General features: G+C 60.4%; 19 protein-coding genes. 16 read left to right on the forward strand and 3 right to left on the reverse strand.

The window, feature by feature from the left end; all coding sequences use genetic code 11:
- Positions 1–678 carry a DUF2848 domain-containing protein gene (locus tag MOV80_RS13050; RefSeq protein ID WP_249605188.1) on the forward strand — a complete coding sequence of 226 codons (678 nt, stop codon included), beginning with the start codon at positions 1–3 and terminating at the stop codon, positions 676–678.
- Positions 675–1040: a hypothetical protein gene (locus tag MOV80_RS13055; protein ID WP_249605189.1), complete on the forward strand. Its 366-nt coding sequence runs from the start codon at positions 675–677 to the stop codon at positions 1038–1040. The genes MOV80_RS13050 and MOV80_RS13055 overlap by 4 nt, the downstream gene beginning before the upstream one ends.
- A 76-nt stretch (positions 1041–1116) precedes the next feature.
- Here the strand turns inward: MOV80_RS13055 and MOV80_RS13060 are convergent, their stop codons facing one another.
- Together MOV80_RS13060 and MOV80_RS13065 are read right to left on the reverse strand one after the other, a co-directional pair.
- Positions 1117–1263, reverse strand: a complete 147-nt coding sequence (locus MOV80_RS13060) for a hypothetical protein (RefSeq protein WP_176218543.1) — start codon at positions 1261–1263, stop codon at positions 1117–1119.
- A gap of 62 nt (positions 1264–1325) precedes the next feature.
- Entirely contained in the window at positions 1326–1961 is a 636-nt protein-coding gene (locus tag MOV80_RS13065; protein WP_019104395.1) for a TetR/AcrR family transcriptional regulator, read from the reverse strand.
- Positions 1962–2081: 120 nt separating this feature from the next.
- On the opposite strand from MOV80_RS13065, the gene MOV80_RS13070 reads away from it, so the two are divergent.
- From MOV80_RS13070 to groL, 13 genes are all read left to right on the forward strand, one after another.
- Positions 2082–3359 carry an FAD-dependent oxidoreductase gene (locus MOV80_RS13070; RefSeq protein ID WP_118267861.1) on the forward strand — a complete coding sequence of 426 codons (1278 nt, stop codon included), beginning with the start codon at positions 2082–2084 and terminating at the stop codon, positions 3357–3359.
- 2 nt (positions 3360–3361) lie between these two features.
- Positions 3362–4138 carry a DUF1365 domain-containing protein gene (locus tag MOV80_RS13075; RefSeq protein WP_249605190.1) on the forward strand — a complete coding sequence of 259 codons (777 nt, stop codon included), beginning with the start codon at positions 3362–3364 and terminating at the stop codon, positions 4136–4138.
- Positions 4135–5337, forward strand: coding sequence for a cyclopropane-fatty-acyl-phospholipid synthase family protein (locus MOV80_RS13080; RefSeq protein WP_043590451.1), 1203 nt, complete (start codon positions 4135–4137; stop codon positions 5335–5337). Before MOV80_RS13075 ends, MOV80_RS13080 begins: the two co-directional genes overlap by 4 nt.
- A 2-nt stretch (positions 5338–5339) precedes the next feature.
- Positions 5340–5873, forward strand: coding sequence for a DUF3833 domain-containing protein (locus tag MOV80_RS13085; RefSeq protein ID WP_043590450.1), 534 nt, complete (start codon positions 5340–5342; stop codon positions 5871–5873).
- A complete protein-coding gene (locus MOV80_RS13090; RefSeq protein ID WP_019104389.1) occupies positions 5870–6649 on the forward strand; it encodes an SDR family NAD(P)-dependent oxidoreductase in 780 nt (259 codons plus the stop codon). The genes MOV80_RS13085 and MOV80_RS13090 overlap by 4 nt, the downstream gene beginning before the upstream one ends.
- A complete protein-coding gene (locus MOV80_RS13095; protein ID WP_019104388.1) occupies positions 6646–7080 on the forward strand; it encodes a nuclear transport factor 2 family protein in 435 nt (144 codons plus the stop codon). The genes MOV80_RS13090 and MOV80_RS13095 overlap by 4 nt, the downstream gene beginning before the upstream one ends.
- Positions 7081–7148: 68 nt before the next feature.
- Positions 7149–7238, forward strand: coding sequence for a DUF2256 domain-containing protein (locus MOV80_RS13100; protein WP_233423306.1), 90 nt, complete (start codon positions 7149–7151; stop codon positions 7236–7238).
- The gene (locus MOV80_RS13105; RefSeq protein WP_249605191.1) at positions 7235–8764 is read left to right on the forward strand and encodes a cryptochrome/photolyase family protein; all 1530 of its coding nucleotides are present in this window, start codon (positions 7235–7237) and stop codon (positions 8762–8764) included. Before MOV80_RS13100 ends, MOV80_RS13105 begins: the two co-directional genes overlap by 4 nt.
- A 7-nt stretch (positions 8765–8771) precedes the next feature.
- Positions 8772–9308 carry a lipocalin family protein gene (locus MOV80_RS13110; protein ID WP_043590447.1) on the forward strand — a complete coding sequence of 179 codons (537 nt, stop codon included), beginning with the start codon at positions 8772–8774 and terminating at the stop codon, positions 9306–9308.
- The gene (locus MOV80_RS13115) at positions 9295–9522 is read left to right on the forward strand and encodes a TIGR02450 family Trp-rich protein (RefSeq protein ID WP_200122545.1); all 228 of its coding nucleotides are present in this window, start codon (positions 9295–9297) and stop codon (positions 9520–9522) included. The genes MOV80_RS13110 and MOV80_RS13115 overlap by 14 nt, the downstream gene beginning before the upstream one ends.
- A 97-nt stretch (positions 9523–9619) precedes the next feature.
- Positions 9620–10246, forward strand: a complete 627-nt coding sequence (locus tag MOV80_RS13120; RefSeq protein ID WP_107732643.1) for a diguanylate cyclase — start codon at positions 9620–9622, stop codon at positions 10244–10246.
- A 166-nt stretch (positions 10247–10412) separates the two neighbouring features.
- Positions 10413–10730: a co-chaperone GroES gene (locus tag MOV80_RS13125; protein ID WP_249605192.1), complete on the forward strand. Its 318-nt coding sequence runs from the start codon at positions 10413–10415 to the stop codon at positions 10728–10730.
- A gap of 29 nt (positions 10731–10759) precedes the next feature.
- Positions 10760–12376 carry a chaperonin GroEL gene (gene groL, locus MOV80_RS13130; RefSeq protein ID WP_161523873.1) on the forward strand — a complete coding sequence of 539 codons (1617 nt, stop codon included), beginning with the start codon at positions 10760–10762 and terminating at the stop codon, positions 12374–12376.
- A gap of 324 nt (positions 12377–12700) precedes the next feature.
- On the opposite strand, the gene MOV80_RS13135 is transcribed toward groL, so the two are convergent.
- A complete protein-coding gene (locus MOV80_RS13135) occupies positions 12701–16066 on the reverse strand; it encodes an EAL domain-containing protein (RefSeq protein WP_249605193.1) in 3366 nt (1121 codons plus the stop codon).
- 309 nt (positions 16067–16375) lie between these two features.
- On the opposite strand from MOV80_RS13135, the gene MOV80_RS13140 reads away from it, so the two are divergent.
- Positions 16376–19093: an MHYT domain-containing protein gene (locus MOV80_RS13140; protein ID WP_161523875.1), complete on the forward strand. Its 2718-nt coding sequence runs from the start codon at positions 16376–16378 to the stop codon at positions 19091–19093.
- The last annotated feature ends 236 nt before the right edge of the window (positions 19094–19329 follow it).

The following is a 19329-nucleotide window of genomic DNA, read 5'->3' on the forward strand; positions in this document are numbered from 1 at the left end:
ATGAACACGCTGACTTTTCAGATTGAAGGCCTGGGGCCGCGATGCCTCCAGCCGCGCCGGTTGATCATCTCCGGCTGGACCGGACGGGACAAGCACGCAGTGGAACATCACATCCATGAACTGGCGGCACTGGGAGTAAGCCCGCCGGCCAGCACGCCCTGCTTCTATCCCTTGTCGCCCCAGCTGCTAACCACGGCCGCCCGGATAGAAGTCCCTCGCGCCCACTCCTCCGGCGAAGTGGAATACGTGCTGCTGGCCGGTGCCGACGGTTTGTACGTGGGCGTGGGATCGGACCATACCGATCGCCAGGTGGAAGCCTACGACGTGACGGTATCAAAGCAAATGTGCGCCAAGCCGCTTAGCGCCAAGCTGTGGCGTTTCAACGAGGTGGCCGCGCACTGGGATCAGTTGCTGATGCGCAGCTGGCGCAGCCGCAACGGCCAGCGCGAGTTGTATCAGGAAGGCGGCGTCGCAAGCCTGTTGCACCCCTTGGAACTGATTGATCGCTATGGCAGCGGCCCAGTTCTACCGACGGGCAGCGTGCTATTTGGCGGCACCTTGCCCGTTAAGGCCGCACTGGGGCACGGCGAGGCGTTCGAGCTGGAGTTGCACGACCCGCTGCTGGGACGGAGCCTGCGCCACGCTTACCGCGTCGAGGTATTGGAGGTGACGCAATGAAGCAAGACGCCAAGGGCTCCATAGAGCATGAAACGGCGGATGCCTCGCCCGTGGAATACGCCGAACCTCCGGTTATGGAGCAATTAAGGCGCTTGAACCAAAACCTGTGCAACGCTCAGGACCAGACCGCATTGCCCCAGCTTGGCCGCCAACTGGCCCGGCAATGCGAAGAGATGGACGCCCGCCTGATGCAAGGCTTGATCGACATCCGCGCCGCCCATATCAGCCTGCAAGCCATCCTGACCTTGCTGCAACGCCGCGACGAACCCTTGCTGTTGAGCAGCGAGGAAGCCGCGGCGCTGTTGGAGCCGGTGCAGCAACGCCTGTGTCAGGGCTTAAGCTGCATTAACCGCTTGGTGTAGGCGGAGGCCCCAAGAAGCGCCCGTGCTCCTTGGGGCGCTGTACGTCAAGAACCGGCGCTGCGCAAACGCGGCCGCCTTAACGACTGCCGGCCTTTTTAAGCCCTTCGGCAATCATTCCCGGTTCATAAATGGACTTCACCGCTTTCATGAAGGGCATGCCCCACGCATTGGCATGCGCGGCGCCATTGAATGGCTGCGCAAACACATGCTCCTCTTGCATCATCACATTCCACACAATCCCGCCAAACCATGCGCAGTTATGAATCGGCGTATAGACACCATGCTTCAAGAGTTCGATTGAGCCGCCCCGGCTCCAGCGGACATCCCTTCAAAACACACCAGCAGCATGTGCTTGATAATGTCTTCATCCTGGTATTTCCCATACACGCGCAGGTACTCCACCGCTGGGTCACAGGTTCGAGAGTAGTAGCTGAAAAGGATGACATCCGTTGGCATCTCCGCCTTCAGTTCGCCTTGCTTCTTGGCCTGCTCAACGATGCCTTGCAAGGTCTTGTGCAATTTAATGACCCGGCCAACGTAGGTCATGCTGCGCGTCAACATGCCGCGCACTTGCGGGCTGGCTGACGGCAAGAAGGGCAGCCCCCCTGCCAGCCGTACCCTTAGCGCCCAGGCCAAGAGATCACGCAGGCGTGCCAGCGGGCTCAGCCTTGAGTCTTGTCGCGCCAAATAGCGCAGAGCATCGTCCAGCAAACGGATCATTACCTCGGTGGCCAGTTCATCTTTGGATTTGAAATGCTTGTACAGGCTGGGCTTGGAAATACCCGCTTCGTTTGCCACGTCGTCCATGGTCATGAGATCGAAGCCCTTGCTCGCCAGCATGCGCGTCGTCGCGTCCAACACTGCTTGTTCGCGCAGCTTGAAAGCCTGATCTTTGAAGCTGAGCCTGCCTAAAATACCCATTGGTAACACCTTTTACTGATTGGTAGCATTTTTTCCAAACCGGTTATATCCTGAATATAAAGCACCGCCCAGCGGCTGCCAAGTTAACCCGCTCAACCCATACGCCCATAGGACGCATCGGTGAATACTCAGCAGCGACAACACATCGCCGTCATTGGCGCCGGCATCTCCGGTTTGGCCTGCGCGCACTTTTTGGCCCGCGGTCACAACATTACCCTATTCGAAGCCGCCGATTATCTGGGCGGCCACGCTCATACCGTCGACATCACGATGGATGGCGTCCGCTTTGCCGTGGACACAGGCTTTCTGGTGTACAACGATCGCACCTACCCTAACCTGATCGCGCTATTTGCCGAGCTGGGCATCGTCAGCCACCCCAGCGACATGTCATTCAGCGTTTCACTGGGCCAGGGCCAGCTGGAATGGGCGGGCAGTAATCTGGACACGGTGTTCGCCCAACGCCGCAATCTGTTGTCGCCGGGATTTTGGGGCATGCTGGCCGACATTATCCGTTTCAACCGCGCGGCGCCCCGCAACCTGAAACGGGCCGTCGAATCACCGCTCACGCTGGGCCAGTTGCTTGAAGCGGACCGCTATGGCGCACGCTTCCGCGATCACTATCTGCTGCCGATGGCCGCGGCCATCTGGTCCAGCCCCTGCCGCGACATCCTGTCCTTCCCCGCGGAAACCTTTCTGCGTTTCAGCCTCAACCACGGCCTCTTGCAGTTGAGCAACCGGCCGCAGTGGCGGACGGTGCGGGATGGTGCGCGCCAGTATGTGGAAAAAATAGCGGACGGGCTGGACGATATTAGGCTGTCCACCCCGGTACTGCGCGTCTGTCGGGAGAATGGCCAAGTGCGCGTGCAGACCGCTCATGGCGAGGAATGCTTCGACAGCGTGGTATTCGCCACCCACGCCCCTCAAACGCTGGCGCTGCTGGCCGATGCCGACGAGCGCGAACGGTCGCTGCTATCCGCGGTGCGCTACCAAGCCAATGAGGCCGTGCTGCACTCCGATGTCTCCTTGCTGCCGCGCAGCCCTCGCGCCTGGGCGGCCTGGAACTTCTTGGCCGAAGGGAAAGACGATGGACGCGCCGTGGGCGTGAGCTATCTGTTGAACCGATTACAGCCGCTGCCGGTGGACACCCCGGTGATGGTCACGCTTAATCCAACACAAGAGCCGGATCCGGCCAAGGTGCTGGGCCGCTACCATTACGAACACCCGCTGTTGGACAACGCCGCCATCGCCGCGCAAAAAGCGCTATCCAAAATCCAGGGTGGACGCGGCTGCTGGTTCACTGGCGCCTGGACTGGCTACGGCTTCCATGAGGATGGCCTGAAATCGGCTTTGCGCGTGGCGCAGGATTTTGGCCTGGCACCCGCCTGGGCGAGGCTGTAAACATGAGCACAGCCTATCTGTTGACCGGACACGTGATGCACCATCGCTTACGCCCGGCCGCCAATCGCTTCGTCTACCCTGTGTTTTGTTTGCGGCTCAAGCTATCCGCGCTGGAAAACATGCGCGGGCCATGGTTTGGCGTGGACTGCCGCCGGCCGCTGTCGCTGCGCACGCGCGACTACGGCCCGCGCGACGGCTCGCCGCTATTGCCCTGGATACGCGCGCGCCTGGACGAAGCCGGCCTTCCCTGCGACGGCGAGGTCTGGCTGCAAACCTTCCCGCGCGTGTTCGGCTACGTTTTCAATCCGGTTAATTTCTGGCACTGCCACAACGCCTCTGGCCAGTTGATCGCCGTGCTGGCCGAGGTGAACAACACCTTTGGCGAAAGGCATAGCTATCTGCTCAGCCAAACCGACGGGGGGCCCATTAGCGCCTCCTGCCAGTTGGTCTGCCGCAAACTGCTGCATGTCTCCCCGTTTTGCCAAGTGGAAGGCCATTATCGATTCCGCTTCGTGGAACAAGCGGGCCGCGCGCTGACGCGGATCGATTATCACGACGCCAACGGCGCTCTGCTTCACACCTCGATATCCGGCCGCTTGCGCGCCTTGAGCTCGGCCACAGCGGCGGCCGCCTTGCTGCGCCAGCCTCTGCTCACCCTGGGCGTCATCGCCCGCATTCACTGGCAGGCGCTGAAGCTTTGGCTAAAGCGCGTACCCTTTTCCCGCAAACCCCATCCCCCCGCCACCGCCCTCAGCCGTGGCCAGGAGCTGAAACCATGAGCGCGAGCCAACCCCTCTCCTTGTCCCACCCCAAGTTTCCGGCGGCGGGGCGCGCGCTGCTCGCCATACTGGCTCAGTTGCGCCACGGCAGCCTTAAAGTGGTCACGCCAGATGGCGAGACCTTATGGTTTGGCGCGGCCCAAACGCACGTCAGCGCGGAGTTGACGCTGCGGGACTGGCGCGCCTGCGCCCGCATCCTGTCCGGCGGCGACATCGGCTTTGCCGAGGCCTACCGCGACGGCTGGTTGGACTGCCCGGACCTGACAGGGCTGCTGCAACTGATGCTGCGCAATGAAGACGCCTTGCAATTGGGGGCGCTGGGCCGTTGGGCCGCGCGTTTGTGGCACAGGCTGCGCCATCTCCTGCGCGTCAACAGCCGCCGCGGCAGCCGCCGCAACATCCATGCCCATTACGATATCGGCAACGATTTTTACAAACTGTGGCTGGACCCCAGCTGGACTTACTCCAGCGCATGGTTCGACGGCGACTACAGCCAGCCCTTGGCCCAAGCGCAGGCGCGCAAGTACCAACGCATCTGCGAGCAGTTGCAGCTACGCCCCGGCATGCGGGTGCTGGAAATCGGCTGCGGCTGGGGAGGGTTCGCCGAACACGCCGCCGGTCTCGGCGTCTCTGTGCACGGCATCACCATTTCGGATGCGCAACTGAGCTTCGCCCGCCGCCGCCTGGCCAAGGAGCCGCTGGTCACACTGGAACACCGCGACTACCGCGACCTGAGCGGCCAATACGACGCCATCGTGTCGATCGAAATGTTCGAGGCGGTGGGCGAGCGTTACTGGCGCGGCTATTTCGACACCCTGCGCCGCTGCCTCAAGCCGGGCGGCCAAGCGCTGGCGCAAAGCATCACCATTGATGAATCCCGTTTCGAGGCCTACCGCGCCAGCACCGATTTCATCCAGGCCTTTATCTTCCCCGGCGGCATGCTTCCCAGCCGCGAGCGTTTTGAACGCGCGGCGCATCAAAGCGGGCTGACCTGCCGCAAACGCCTGGATTTCGGCGCGGACTACGCGGAAACGCTGCGCCGCTGGCGCGAGGCTTTCGAGACCCAACTGGACGCCGTTCGCGGCCAAGGTTTCGACGAGGCCTTCATTCGGCTGTGGCGGCTTTACCTGTGCTACTGCGAAGCGGGTTTCGATGCGGGACGCATCGGCGTGTCGCAGTTTCTGCTGCAAAGGGCGTAACCATGCGCGCGCCCCTCTGGCTCGCCGCCATGCTCCTGCTGGCTGGCTGCGCCGCTCCAACGGTTGGAGATTACGCCGCCAACCGCCCGCTGCTAGACCCCGGCCGGTTTTTCCTTGGCCAAACCAAGGCCTGGGGCATATACCAGGACCGGCAAGGCCGCCTGCTCAAGCGCTTCACCGTCGACATGGACGGCGAACGCCACGGCGACGAGTTGGTGTTGACCGAGCGCTTTCTTTACAGCGACGGCAGCCGACAACAACGCGTCTGGCGGCTCAAGCCCATCGGCCAGGGCCGCTGGCGCGGCCTGGCCGACGACGTGGAGGGAGAAGCCATTGGCGAGACGGCCGGCAACGCGCTGCGCTGGCGCTACACGCTGAAGTTGCCGGTGGAGGGCGAGGAATACCTGGTCCAGTTCGATGACTGGATGTTCCTGCAAGACGAGCGCAGCCTGCTCAACCGCGCGGTCATGAGCAAGTTTGGTTTCCGCTTGGGCGAGGTCACGCTGTTTTTCCACAAACCGGAGTCAGGATCATGACACTCCGCCTTAACCCTCGCATCGCCGATTGGCGCGCGCGCCGGGTATGGGTGATAGGCGCGTCCAGCGGCATCGGCGCGGCATTGGCCGACGAGCTGCTATCGGCCGGCGCCCAAGTCATCCTCTCCGCCCGACGCGCCGAGCCGATGCGCATGCTGGCGGCAGAGCGCCCGGGCGCGCAAGTGGAAACGCTGGACGTGACCGATCCGGCCGCCTGGCGGGCCGCTTGGTCGCGTCTGGAAACCGCCGGCGCGCTGCCCGACCTCGTGGTGTTCTGCGCGGCGGACTACCGTCCGCAAACCTGCCTGGATCTGCACGCCGATGAAACCCGCGGCCTGCTCGACACTAACCTGCTGGGCGTCTACCACGGCCTGGAAGTGGTGTTGCCGGCGCTGGCGGGGCAAGGCCGCGGCGGCGTGGCGCTGATCGCCAGCGTGGCGGGTTATGTCGGCCTGCCGGGCGCCGCGGTGTACGGCCCCGGCAAGGCGGCGCTGATCAATCTGGCGGAAATCCTCTACGCGGAACTCAAGCCGCATGGCGTGGCGGTTTATCTGATCAATCCCGGCTTCGTGGCCACACCGCTCACCGCCAAGAACGATTTTTCCATGCCGGCTCTGCTCTCGCCGCGTCAGGCGGCTCGCGACATCATGCGCGGGCTGGCCCGCGGCGCGTTTGAAATTCACTTTCCGCTGCGCTTCACCTTATGGCTCAAACTACTGCGGCTGCTGCCTTACCGGCTGCGGCTGCCTTTGCTCGCGAGGTTGGCTCGACCATGAAACGCATCCCCACTCAAGCCGATTGGCAAGCTTTGCTCGACTGGTATCAAACGCTGACACCGCAAACCTTGCCGGACATCGCTCGCTTTTACACTGAAAACGCGCGCTTCAAGGATCCCTTCAACGACGTGCGCGGCGTGGCCAAAATCCAGGCGGTGTTTCACCACATGTTCAAGACGCTGGAACAGCCCCGCTTCACTGTCATCCACGCGCTACGGGATGGCGACCAGGCATTCATCACCTGGGATTTCGATTTTGCCTATGCCGGACGCAAGGTCAGCATTCATGGCGGCAGCCATTTCCAGTTCGATGCCGACGGCAAAATCACGCTGCACCGCGATTACTGGGACGCCGCCGAAGAATTGTTCGAGAAAATCCCACTGCTTGGACTGCCGGTGGCCTGGCTGCGCAAAAAACTGAAGGTAGCGTGATGGCGCGGATATTCAAGGGCAATAAGGCGGCACTGCCATCCAAGCGCTGCGCCGCCTGCGGCCACCCCATGAGCTGGCGCAAAAAATGGCGCGATAATTGGGATGCCGTCCAATACTGCTCAGAACGCTGCCGCCGTCAGAAGGACATGGCCCAATGACCCTCTTGCGGCTGATTCTGGGCGACCAGCTCAACCCCAACCATAGTTGGTTCACCGCCCCCGACCCCGAGGTGGTGCATGTGATGATGGAAATCCGCCAGGAGACGGATTACGTACGCCACCACGCGCAGAAAATCCTGGCCATCTTCGCCGCGATGCGTGATTTTGCAAGCCAACTGAAGGCCTTGGGGCATCGAGTGCGCTACATCGCCATCGACGACGGAAGCAACCGCCAATCGTTAATCGGCAATTTGGATGCGCTGATCCGCCACTACGGCGCGACGAGGGTGGAATACCAGGCTCCGGACGAATGGCGACTGGACCATCAACTCGCCCGCTGGGGCGCGGGTTTATCCATTCCATGCCACATGGCGGACAGCGAGCACTTCTACACCGCTCGCGGCGACGCCGCCGCGTTCTTCGGCGCGCGGCGGCAATGGAGGCAGGAGACCCTATATCGTCACCTGCGGCGCCAGCACGGCATTTTGGTGGACGAGAACGGCGAACCCGCCGACGGGCGCTGGAATTTCGATGCCGAAAACCGTCAGCGCTGGTCCGGCAGCCCGCCGGAACCCAATGACCCTCGCCCTGAGCATGACCACCGCGAGCTGTGGCAAACCATAAGCGACGCCGGCGTGAACAGTTTCGGTCAGCCTCAGGCCGAAGCGCTGCGCTGGCCGCTCAAGCGCGCCGAGGCGCAGGCCCTGCTGTGCGACTTTATCGAGCGGACGCTGCCGCACTTTGGCGCTTATCAGGACGCAATGAGCCGGCATGCGCGGCGCTTGTTTCACTCCCAGCTTTCCTTCGCCCTCAATGTAAAAATGCTCAATCCGCGCGAGGTGGTGGACGCCGCCATCGCCGCCTGGCGCGCAGGCCGCGCGCCACTGGCCGCGGTAGAGGGCTTTGTGCGGCAGATACTGGGCTGGCGCGAATACGTGCGAGGCGTCTATTGGGCCAAGATGCCCGGCTACCGCGACAATAACGCTCTTTCGCACAGTCTGCCGCTGCCGCGCTGGTTCTGGGATGGCGAAACGGGCATGCGGTGTCTTGCTCACGCCATCGGCCAATCGCTGGAAGACGCCTACGCCCACCACATCCAGCGGCTGATGGTGATCGGTAATTTCGGACTGATAGCCGGGCTGTCGCCGCAGGCGCTGCATGAATGGTATTTGGGCGTCTACATCGACGCCTTCGAATGGGTGGAGTTGCCCAACACTCTGGGCATGAGCCAGTTCGCCGACGGCGGGCTGCTCGGCAGCAAGCCCTACGCCGGCAGCGCCGCTTATATCGGCCGCATGAGCGATTACTGCCCCGGCTGCCGCTACCAGCCCAAACTGCGCATTGGCCGGGACGCCTGTCCCTTCAATGCCCTGTACTGGAATTTTTTCCAGCGCCACCGCGCGCGGCTGGCGGCCAATCCGCGACTCAGCCTAGTCTATCGCCAGCTGGACAAGCTGCCGGATGCCGAACAAGCCGCTATCGCCGCTCACGCGGCGGCGCTGCAAACCAATCTCGACACACTGTGAGCCTGATATGTTGAAAAAACCTTTGGTCCTGTTGGCTATTACCCTATTGCCGCTCACCGGCTGCAACACTCTGCCGCCGCCGGACGTCACCCCTGTGCAAGGCTTCCAACTGGAACGCTATCAGGGGCGATGGTATGAAATCGCCCGTCTGGACCACCGTTTCGAACGGGGCCTGCACGCGGTGAGCGCCGACTATAGCCGCAATACCGACGGCAGCATCCGCGTGGTCAACCGCGGCTTTGACACCGCCGCCGCCAGCTGGCGCGAAGCCGTGGGCAAGGCCTGGTTCAACGGCCCCGCCGACGTCGCCTCGCTGAAAGTGTCCTTCTTTGGCCCGTTCTACGGCGGCTACCACGTGGCGGAGCTGGACCCCGACTATCGCTGGGCGGTGGTGGTGGGACCCGACAAGAACTACTTGTGGCTGCTGTCGCGCGACAAGCAGCCCGCCCCGGATGCCAAGACCGCTCTGCTGGCGGTGGCGGCCAAGTTGGGCATACCCGCGGAGAAGTTGATTTGGGTGAGTCAGGACCGTGGCGACAACTAGGCGGCTCAACCCGGAAAAATTGCTGCTGAGCAAGTGGACCGCCGCCGTGCCGCGCGACAAGGAAAAACACTTCCTGGTGGTGGCGCTGGGACGGCCCGCGCCCGACAGCCCGATAGACACGGTGACGCTGGAGGCGGTGTACACCCGACGCCAGCAAACCGTGCCGTGGGAGGTTCTGCGCGACGACAAGCAATGGCGGCAAGGATGGAAATAAACGCCTAGTCGTAATCACCAGGTTGGCGCTTGCCTCATGCCGGCAATCTTTTTATCGTTAATACATGTCTTCGCATCCATTGTCATGGAGTGTTGCCGTGGAGTTATTCGATACCTTGTCCGCTCAAATCCGCCATATGCGCCTGCCGCTATTCGCGGTCAGTCTCAGCGCGGTGCCCTTTCCCGATACCCCCTTGTTGTTGATGCTGCATTGGCATGGTTTCCGCCGCCCTGAGCCCGACCGCGGCCAAAATGGCGACCCCTTGCTTCGGCAAGTGCCGGCATCGGCCTTGCAACTGACGCGCAGATGGGACGCTCTCTCCCTGATAGAAGAAGACATTCTGGACGCGGCCTGGCAGCTGGGCGCCTGGAACCTGCTGCGCGACGAGCGGCGCGGCTGCAACACCATAGGCGCGGCCGCAGGGGAAGAGCTGGCCTGCCGCCAGGCTTTCGGCGATCTGCCACCTATCGCTGGAGAGGAAAGTGTCTTGATGGAAGCGCCCGACGGCCCGGACCTGATGCGGCTGGCCTCCCGTCGAGGCTATGTTTCCTGGCAGTTCCGCCCCGTACACGGCGGACTATGGCGTGACCTGGCCGAAGACGACACCCTGGGCGAGGAAGGCCTGCGCAAACCACCCTGCCCCCTTAGGCCGCGCGTCTGCCATGGAGGCAAGGCAAGCAGAACGGAGTACCGTTTTGGCCGTGTCGAGCGCATCATTTTGTAGTCTCGTTTTTTCTGCAAAAAACCTCTTGAAAAGTTTTTGGCCCGCCCTTACTTCGTCTTTGGTCAGCCGTACCGGCTGACTTTGACCGGTAAGCGTGGGCCATTTCGCGCCTGCCGCTCGGTCTTACCAACCGTTTCCAATGATCTGAATCGCACAGGAGATTGATATGCAAATCCGTCCTCTGCACGACCGGATTATCGTCAAGCGGATCGAGAAAGTCCGCCAGACTGCTTCCGGCATCGTCATTCCCGATAGCGCCGCTGAAAAACCGGAACAAGGCGAAGTTCTCGCCGTGGGCCCTGGCAAGCGTCTGCAAGACGGCACATTGTTGCCGATGCAGGTGCAAGTGGGCGACCTGGTTCTGTTCGGCAAATACGACGGCCAGACCGTCAAGCTAAACGACCAGGAATACTTGGTGCTACGCGAAGAAGATGTCTTCGGGGTTGTTGAAGACGCCCCCCAATCCGGCCGCAAGGCTGCCTGATTTCCTACAATCATCACAGGAGTTAAACCATGGCTGCGAAAGAAGTCCGCTTCCACGACAACGCCCGTGAGCGCATCGTCAACGGCGTCAATGTGCTGGCTAATGCCGTCAAAGTCACCCTGGGCCCGAAAGGCCGCAACGTATTGTTGGCGCGCAGTTTCGGCGCGCCGCACATCACCAAGGATGGCGTGTCGGTTGCCAAGGAAATCGAACTGAAGGACCCATTCGAGAACATGGGCGCCCAGATGGTAAAAGAAGTGGCGTCCAAGACCGCCGACGTGGCGGGCGACGGCACCACCACCGCCACTGTGCTGGCCCAAGCCATCGTGCAGGAAGGCATGAAGTATGTCGCTTCCGGCATGAATCCGATGGACCTGAAGCGCGGCATTGATAAAGCCGTCCAGGCCGTAGTGAAAGAGCTGCAAACCCTGTCCAAGCCGGTGACCAACAGCAAGGAAACCGCCCAAGTCGCCGCGCTGTCCGCCAACTCCGACGAGTCCATCGGCAAGATCATCGCGGATGCCATGGAGAAAGTGGGCAAGGAAGGCGTGATCACTGTGGAGGACGGCAAATCCTTGGACAACGAGTTGGCCGTCGTCGAGGGCATGCAGTTCGACCGCGGCTATCTGTCGCCCTACTTCATCACCAACCCGGAAAAACAGACCGCCGTGCTGGAAGATCCGCTGGTGCTGCTCTACGACAAGAAGATCAGCAATATCCGCGATCTGCTGCCGGTGCTGGAGCAAGTGGCCAAGGCCGGCAAACCGCTGCTGATTGTAGCCGAAGACGTGGAAGGCGAAGCGCTGGCCACCTTGGTGGTGAACAGCATGCGCGGCATCCTGAAGGTGGCCGCCGTGAAGGCGCCTGGCTTTGGCGATCGCCGCAAGGCCATGCTGGAAGACATCGCCATCCTCACCGGCGGCACTGTCATTTCCGAGGAAACCGGGCTCACGCTGGAAAAAGCCGGCCTGCCGGAGTTGGGCAGCGCCAAACGCGTGGAAATCGGCAAGGAGAACACCACCATCATCGACGGCGCGGGAGACAAGGCCAAGATCGATGCTCGCGTTCAGACCATACGTGCCCAGATCGATACGGCCACTAGCGACTATGACCGCGAGAAACTGCAAGAGCGCGTGGCCAAGCTATCTGGCGGCGTGGCGGTCATCCGCATTGGCGCGGCTACCGAAGTGGAAATGAAAGAGAAGAAAGACCGCGTGGACGACGCACTGCACGCTACCCGCGCCGCAGTGGAAGAAGGCATCGTTGCCGGCGGCGGCGTCTCCCTACTGCGCGCGCGAGCCCACATCAGCGGCTTGAAGGGCGACAACGCCGACCAGGATGCAGGCATCCAGATCGTGCTGCGCGCGCTGGAAGCGCCTCTGCGCGCTATTGCCGCCAATGCCGGCGACGAGCCTTCGGTGATCGTCAACAAGGTTCTGGAGGGCAAGGGCAGCCACGGCTACAACGCTGCCAGCGGCCAGTTTGGCGACTTGGTGGAAATGGGCGTGATCGACCCGACCAAGGTGACGCGCACCGCGTTACAAAACGCCGCTTCCATCGCCAGCCTGATCCTGACCACGGACGCCACCGTGGCCGAAGCGCCGAAGGACAGCAAGGAGCAAGTGCCGACAGAGTTGGATTATTGATCCGCTGACCTGGTCCTCTTCCATCATTTGCCCGCGCTTACGCGCGGGCTTTTTTATTCCCAAAATCTTAGTGCTATCGTGACCACAGCGATGTCGGCCCTCTTGTAGTTTTACCTTAGAACCAGTTTACGATCTGCTGCGCGTCGGCGATACGGCGTTAAAAACAAGCTCAAAATGCTCATGTACCACTCGACCATTCCGCTTTTTAGATCGTTTTCGCCTTGTCTCGCCCTTGCTCGCGAGACTTTGAACAGGCTCTTAGCCGCTAACAAACCCCTGTTATAGACTCGAAGCGCCGGGCTCCAAACAGGAAGCCTCCCGACACTATGGCGCCCGGAAAGAGCTAGTCCAGGCGACAAACTCCTCTGCCGGCATTGGCGAGGCGATGAAGAATCCCTGCGCAAAATCACAACCCATTTCGCGCAGGCTCTGCCAATCCTCGGCGGACTCTACGCCCTCCGCTACCACTAGCCGTCCCAGGTCGTGCACAAGTTCGATGGTGGATTTCACGATCATGGCCGAGTCTTTGTCCTGCGACATGTTCATTACGAAAGACTGATCAATCTTTATGTAATCCACCGGCAATTTCTGTAAATAGCTCAGCGACGAGTAACCTGTGCCAAAATCGTCCACATACAGTGCGGCACCGGCGCATCGCAGCTCTTGCAGCAAGGCCAGCGCCAACTCCGGATCCAGCATCATGGAGCTTTCCGTGATTTCCAGCTCCAACAAACCGGTGCGAATCGAACGCTGCTCCTGCCAAAGCCGCAGCTTGTCCGGCAAGGTGTCATCCTGCAGATTGCGCACCGATAGGTTCACCGCGATGGGCAGCATTAGCCGCTGTCGCTGCCAGACTTGGAGTAAATCCAGCGCTGCAGTCACGACCCACTCGGTCAACGGGTGGATTAAACCGGACCGTTCCGCGATATCGATGAAGGCGCTGGGCGCCAACAAGCCGTGCCGCGGATGCTGCCAGCGCACCAGCGCCTCGGCGCCACAGACCTGGCCGTCGGCCAAGCTGACCTTGGGCTGCAGATAGAGTCGCAGTTCGCCCTGCACTATGGCGTGGCGTAGCTCTCTGGCCAGCACCAGCCGCTCGGCTTGCGTCTCGGCTTTGCCCGGCTCGTACAAGTAATACGCCACCCCTCGCTGCTTGGCCTGCTGTGTAGCCTTGTCCAAGTGGCGCAACAAATCGTGTACGTTCCTTCCATGTTGAGGGAACAGCACCATCCCCACTCTTACAGCAACATCCAACGTCAGCCCCGCCACTTCAATAGCTGTAGTCATCGCCCAATTGACCGCAGTGACCAAGACCAGTGCCTCCTGTCCGTCCGCACCGGGAAGCAATACCGCAAATTCGTCGCCTCGCACGCGTGCGGCTAACGCGGCAGCCGGCAGACAGGCCGTCAGGCGCGCACCAAACTCACGCAATACTTGATCTCCCTGCGCAAAGCCAAGTACCTCGTTGATTTCTCCCAGACGCTCGATATTGAACTGCAGCACGGCCAGCGTGCGGTCCTCCTGGCTTGCGTGCACTAGCTCCAACGTCAGCGCCTCTTCAAACTGCAACATATTGGGCAGGCCAGTCAGTTGATCATGGCGCAGCATTTGCTGCATGGCGACGCGGGCCTGCTCTCGTTCCCTCTGTGCCCGCAAGGAGCCGATGCCGAATGCCAGGTCGGCACTGGCCTCGATCAGCAAATCAATCTCATCATCGTCAAAGGTATCCGCCTGCCTGTCGTAAATGGTCAATGCGCCGATAACGCGGCCATCCACCTGCAACGGGCAGGCCAAGCCGGATGCCGCCCCATGCAGCATGGCCCGCAGCGCCTCATACCGGTTGTCGCTTTGCATGTCGCGCGCCAGTTGCACCTTACCGGTGCGCACTGCGGTGGGCGTGATGCTGATGCCGCCGACGGCGTCGGCCCTGCCCAGAACGATACCCGCCAGCTCAGTCAGCTCGCCGGCAAAACCGCATTGAGCCATCGGCTGTATGCCTTGCGCATCCGCGTCGCCATACCAGATCACCGCCGTGCTATAACCGCCGGCCTCAACGATGGCCCTGCAACTACTATCCAGCAATTGCTGCTCATCCTTGGCCCTCAACATGGCGCGATTCCCCGCGCTCAGGGTACGCAGGGCGCGGGAGACATGCTCTAGCTCGCGTACTTGTTGTGATAGCTCGCTGTTAAGCAACTGGATATGCTCCTCTGCCGCCTTGCGCTCGGTGACGTCGATGCCCAGCACGTAATAACCGATCACCTCCTCCTGCTCATTGTGCTTGGGCACATAGCGTATGTTTTGCCAAACCCCCGGGAAAGGCTGCCAGTCATAGTTCAGCGGCTCGCCCGCCAGCGCTTTGTCAATGTACGGGCAGGCTATGGCATAACGCTCTTTCCCCAGAATGTCCTTCACCGCGCAACCGGTGATGCTCACGCGCTCAGGCGCAAAGCGCTGCCGGTACTGTTCGTTGACATACACATAGACGCGATCGGCATTGACATAGGCGATCAGCACCGGCACCGCGCTGAGGATGGCGTCCAGATGCGCTTCGCTTTCCACCAAGCGCAAGGACCGGTCCTGAACCCGCTCGGTAAGTAGTGCATTCTGCGCAAGTATGGTCCGCCGGGCATCCCGTTCCGCAGTGGAATCGCGGAAGACAACCACCACGCCATTCAGCAAGTCGCTACCGGCGATAATCGGCGCTACGGTGTAGCTGATCGGACATTGTTGGCCATCCCGCGCCACCAGTTCCCCATGCAAGGACTCCGGCATGTACTGGGTCTGCGCTACCATCCTTGTACCGCAGGCGAACAAATCGATGGGCCGTTCGTCTTTATCCCGCCGCACGGTCAATACCTGTGACAACGGCAATCCAGCGGCCTCGGCGGCAGGCCAACCTGTGAGGGTCTCGGCTACTCGGTTACAACGGATAACCAACCCACAGGCGTTGACGGAGACTACCGCATCCCCAATCGAATGCAGCGTGGCGGCCAGATTTTCCTCACTGGATGCAAGCGCTCTTCGGCTGATGTTGAGCGCCCGCCATTGCCGACGCACCATGAAATAAGTCCCGCCCAGCAGCAAGAAAAGCGTGATGCCGCTCACGGTGTTCCACCATATTTGCCACTGCTGCGAATGCTCGTAATCGGCCAGCCGCCCCTCTAGCACGCGGTGCTCTTCATGGTCCATTTCGTCCAGTAAGCTATAGACCTGCGTGCGGGTGGAGCGTAGCGGCGCGCTCGTGGCGTAGGCGCTGGCCGCGGCTCTACCATAGTGACGGTACAAACGCTCCACCTCGCGAGAGATTGCCACCCGTTGAGTGACGACCCGGCGCAGAGCCATCCAGCGATCAAGCTGCCTGGGATTGTCGCCGATTCGTGCGCGAATCTGCGTCAGTAACCGCTCGCGCTCCTCAATTGCCCTATCGCGCTCTTTTAGATTGGATTCATCACCTGTCAGGCGAAAGTTCTGGGTGCTGATTTCCGCATGCACGGTAAAGCCGCGGATATGAGCCAACTGGTCCGCGACCATCACGCTGTTCGTCAGCCAGCGCGCTGCTTGCTTAGCGCTGTCCACAACTTTCCAAATAGAAAACGACAGCACAGCTACAAACAACATGGAAACGGTAATGACTACTCGCAGCTTGGCTTCAAATCGGTCTGGCAAGATCTCCACTCCGGCATACATACACCTATCGATATCTTCTATAGATAGTAAAGTTCACCCCGGTAAAACAAGACTTTGGGTAGAGGTTTGGACTTCCCCGGCTCCCGCATACGCCCCAGAATCATGTCTTTGACATGCCAATCCTCCATGTATAAAACCTAGTCGCTGTAGTTGCCAAAGCAGCGCTAGATTCCCGCATTGCGCGGGGTGGCGGATGGAATAACCTTCCTGCACAACGCTGGTGCGACAATGTCTCCATTGTCTATACCGGAGGAAAGCCCCTGCGGCTAATTGGCATAGCGTGAAGAAGCTATTGAAAATGGGGAGGTCATGCTCGGCTCGTTTTTCATTGACGCTTACCAGTCCTATTTGTTTTTGCCAACCAGATACAACTTGTGGCTGGTGGCGCTCTCCTTACTGGTGGCCATATTTACCTCTTGCTTGGCGCTGCAGATAGCCGGCTTGGCTCGCGAAGCCAGCGAGCGCTGGCTGCGCTGGGTCGCTCTTGCCACCGGCTCTTGCGCAATGGGCGGCGGCATATGGGCGATGCATTTTGTCGGCATGCTGGCCTTCAGCATTTGCAGCACAATCCAGTACGCGCTGCTTCCCACTCTCTTGTCCATGCTGCCCGCCGTCGCCGCGTCGCTCATTGCCCTTCACTTACTGTCTCAGCCCAAAATCGACGGGAAACAGCTATTGATCAGCGGGGTGCTGGTGGGAAGCGGCATCGGCACCATGCACTACTCCGGCATGGCGGCCATACGCATGACGCCGCTGCTCCGTTACGACCCCTCGTGGTTCGCCATTTCAATCTTGCTCGCCGTGCTGCTAAGCACCTTGTCGCTATGGATACGCTTTGGTCTGGACAGTAAGAAAATCGGCAAGGGAGGGATGACGCTGCTCAGCGGCGTGGTCATGGGGGTTGCCATTGCGGGTATGCATTATTTCGGTATGGAGGCCGCCCGCTTCATCGGCACGCCGGACCCGGCTTTCCACAGCCCCTTTGAAGACAATGCGGGCTTGGCCGTCGCCATCGCCATCACGGTGCTCCTGCTTGGCAATATCGTCTTCGCGTGCAATGTGTTGTTGCGGTACCGCCCCTTGTATCAAAGAACACTAAGCAACGAGCTGAAGCTGCAAGCCACGTTCAACACCTCGTTGGACGGCATCATCACCATTGACGAGAAGGGCTGCATCTTGAGCGCCAACCCCGCGGTGGAAAGACTGTTTGGATGGCAGGTGGAAGAGTTGCTGGGCAAGAGCATCAATCTGTTGGTGCCGGAACCGCACCGCGCCAAACATGATCGCTCTCTTGCCGATTATATGGAAACCCAGATCACGAAATTGATTGGCCGGGAACGCGAGGAGATGGCGCTCAAAAAGGACGGCAGTCAGTTTCCCATCCGCTTATCGATAGGCAAGGTGCTGCTGCCCGAGCAAGTTATTTACGTCGGCTTCATCGGCGACATCAGCGCGCGCCACCGCATCCAAAAGGAGCTGGAAGAGCGTGAAAGCCAGTTTCGCACCTTGATCGACAACATCCCCGGCGTCGCCTTTCGCAGCCATTCCCAGGAGCCGTGGAAATCCATATTCATCAGCGAAGACATAGAAAAACTATGCGGCTGGCCGGCCAAATCCTTTCTGGACGGCCGTATTCAGCTACTGGATATCGTTCACCCGGAAGACAAGGAAAGGGTTTGTGAAACCATCCGCTACGCTTTGGAGCAGCATCAGCTTTATATCGTCGAATACCGCCTGCTCGGCCTGAATCAAGAGGAATGCTGGGTATTGGAAAGCGCCCGCGGCGTATACGACGACAACGGCGCGCTGCTGTTGATTGACGGGGTGATCCTGGATATTTCGGAGAAAAAAGCAGCGGAGTTCGCTTTGATTGAAGCCAAAAACCGCGCGCTTTCCGCCGTTAAATCCAAAAGCGCCTTTTTGGCCAATATGAGTCATGAAATCAGGACGCCGATGAACGCCATCATCGGCTACACCGATTTATTGCAAGACACGGAGTTGGACGACAAGCAGAAAAGCATGCTCAAAACCGTCAACCACTCCGCCAAGAGCTTGCTGGGCCTGCTCAACGATGTTCTCGACACGGCAAAGCTGGAGCAAAACGCGCTGGAGTTGGAAGAGGCGCCCTTCTCTTTGCGCGAAGTAGCGGAACACGTGATCGATATCCTGCAGCTGAGCGCCAGCAAGAAGGGCATCTCCCTGCATCTGAAATATCCGGCCATTATCCAGCAGGTCTTTATTGGCGACGCTTTCCGGGTGCGGCAGATCTTGATGAACCTGGTGGGCAACGCCATCAAGTTCACCGCTCAGGGCGGGGTCTGGCTGACGGTGCTGTCCGCGGAAGAAAACGTGGTCGTCATCATCAGGGACAGCGGCATTGGCATGAGCCAGGACACCCTGGCCAAGCTGTTCGAACCCTTTTCCCAAGCGGACGCCTCGACCACCCGCCGCTTTGGCGGCACCGGCCTGGGCACCACCATCGCCTTGCAGCTGGCGCAGAAGATGGGCGGCCGGATAGAAGTGCAAAGCGCCCTCAACAAAGGCTCCGTCTTTCAGGTTTACCTTCCCTTGCGCCCGGCGCCGCTTGACGCCTTACCCTGCCAGGATCCACCCGATACGGAGTTCAGCTCCGCCCCCCTGCCTCCCTTGAGCATCCTGGTGGCCGATGACGACTTAATCAATTTGGACATCGTCACCGTCCTGCTCGAAAAATACGGGCACCGGATCTACACCGCATCCAACGGGAAAGAAGTAATCAACGCGTGGCAGCACCATGATATAGACCTCATCCTGATGGACATTCAAATGCCGGTGATGGACGGCATCACCGCCTGCAAGTTCATCCGCCAGGTGCATCCCGACAGCGACAAACGCGCCACGCCCATCATCGCTTTGACGGCCGGAGCGTTTCAGGAGGATCGCGAAGCGGCCATGTCTGCCGGCATGGACGGGTTCATGACCAAACCCATAGACATCGGCCGGCTGCAGGATGAAATCGAACGCGTGATGAAGCGCATGGCGGGCTAGGCGCCGGCATTGCACGATGAGCGCCCCTTCAAAACGCTCATGTTCCGTATGCGCCTTCCGCTCCGCCAGGGCTTTGCATCCGGTCTCGCACCAGCTCGCCGGACTTTGAATAGCCTACAGGTTAGAGCCGTCGGCCCCTTTCGTTTTTGCTGGTTCCGCCTCGCCATAGTTCATTTATTGCGATAAAACCATATTTATTTAATGACATTTTCATTTTGTGTTGATATGCTGTTCGG

Source organism: Chromobacterium sp. IRSSSOUMB001, from assembly GCF_023507765.1.
GTDB classification, from domain to species: Bacteria; Pseudomonadota; Gammaproteobacteria; order Burkholderiales; family Chromobacteriaceae; genus Chromobacterium; species Chromobacterium haemolyticum.

Bases quoted from the DNA above. Each gene is read 5' to 3' on its own strand.
- MOV80_RS13050 (WP_249605188.1), top strand. From the start codon at position 1: ATGAACACGCTGACTTTTCAGATTGAAGGCCTGGGGCCGCGATGCCTC.
- MOV80_RS13065 (WP_019104395.1), bottom strand. From the start codon at position 1,961: ATGGGTATTTTAGGCAGGCTCAGCTTCAAAGATCAGGCTTTCAAGCTG.
- MOV80_RS13095 (WP_019104388.1), top strand. From the start codon at position 6,646: ATGAAACGCATCCCCACTCAAGCCGATTGGCAAGCTTTGCTCGACTGG.
- MOV80_RS13085 (WP_043590450.1), top strand. From the start codon at position 5,340: ATGCGCGCGCCCCTCTGGCTCGCCGCCATGCTCCTGCTGGCTGGCTGC.
- MOV80_RS13100 (WP_233423306.1), top strand. From the start codon at position 7,149: ATGAGCTGGCGCAAAAAATGGCGCGATAATTGGGATGCCGTCCAATAC.
- MOV80_RS13125 (WP_249605192.1), top strand. From the start codon at position 10,413: ATGCAAATCCGTCCTCTGCACGACCGGATTATCGTCAAGCGGATCGAG.
- MOV80_RS13135 (WP_249605193.1), bottom strand. From the start codon at position 16,066: ATGTATGCCGGAGTGGAGATCTTGCCAGACCGATTTGAAGCCAAGCTG.
- MOV80_RS13060 (WP_176218543.1), bottom strand. From the start codon at position 1,263: ATGATGCAAGAGGAGCATGTGTTTGCGCAGCCATTCAATGGCGCCGCG.
- MOV80_RS13055 (WP_249605189.1), top strand. From the start codon at position 675: ATGAAGCAAGACGCCAAGGGCTCCATAGAGCATGAAACGGCGGATGCC.
- MOV80_RS13090 (WP_019104389.1), top strand. From the start codon at position 5,870: ATGACACTCCGCCTTAACCCTCGCATCGCCGATTGGCGCGCGCGCCGG.
- MOV80_RS13080 (WP_043590451.1), top strand. From the start codon at position 4,135: ATGAGCGCGAGCCAACCCCTCTCCTTGTCCCACCCCAAGTTTCCGGCG.
- groL (WP_161523873.1), top strand. From the start codon at position 10,760: ATGGCTGCGAAAGAAGTCCGCTTCCACGACAACGCCCGTGAGCGCATC.
- MOV80_RS13105 (WP_249605191.1), top strand. From the start codon at position 7,235: ATGACCCTCTTGCGGCTGATTCTGGGCGACCAGCTCAACCCCAACCAT.
- MOV80_RS13140 (WP_161523875.1), top strand. From the start codon at position 16,376: ATGCTCGGCTCGTTTTTCATTGACGCTTACCAGTCCTATTTGTTTTTG.
- MOV80_RS13075 (WP_249605190.1), top strand. From the start codon at position 3,362: ATGAGCACAGCCTATCTGTTGACCGGACACGTGATGCACCATCGCTTA.
- MOV80_RS13110 (WP_043590447.1), top strand. From the start codon at position 8,772: ATGTTGAAAAAACCTTTGGTCCTGTTGGCTATTACCCTATTGCCGCTC.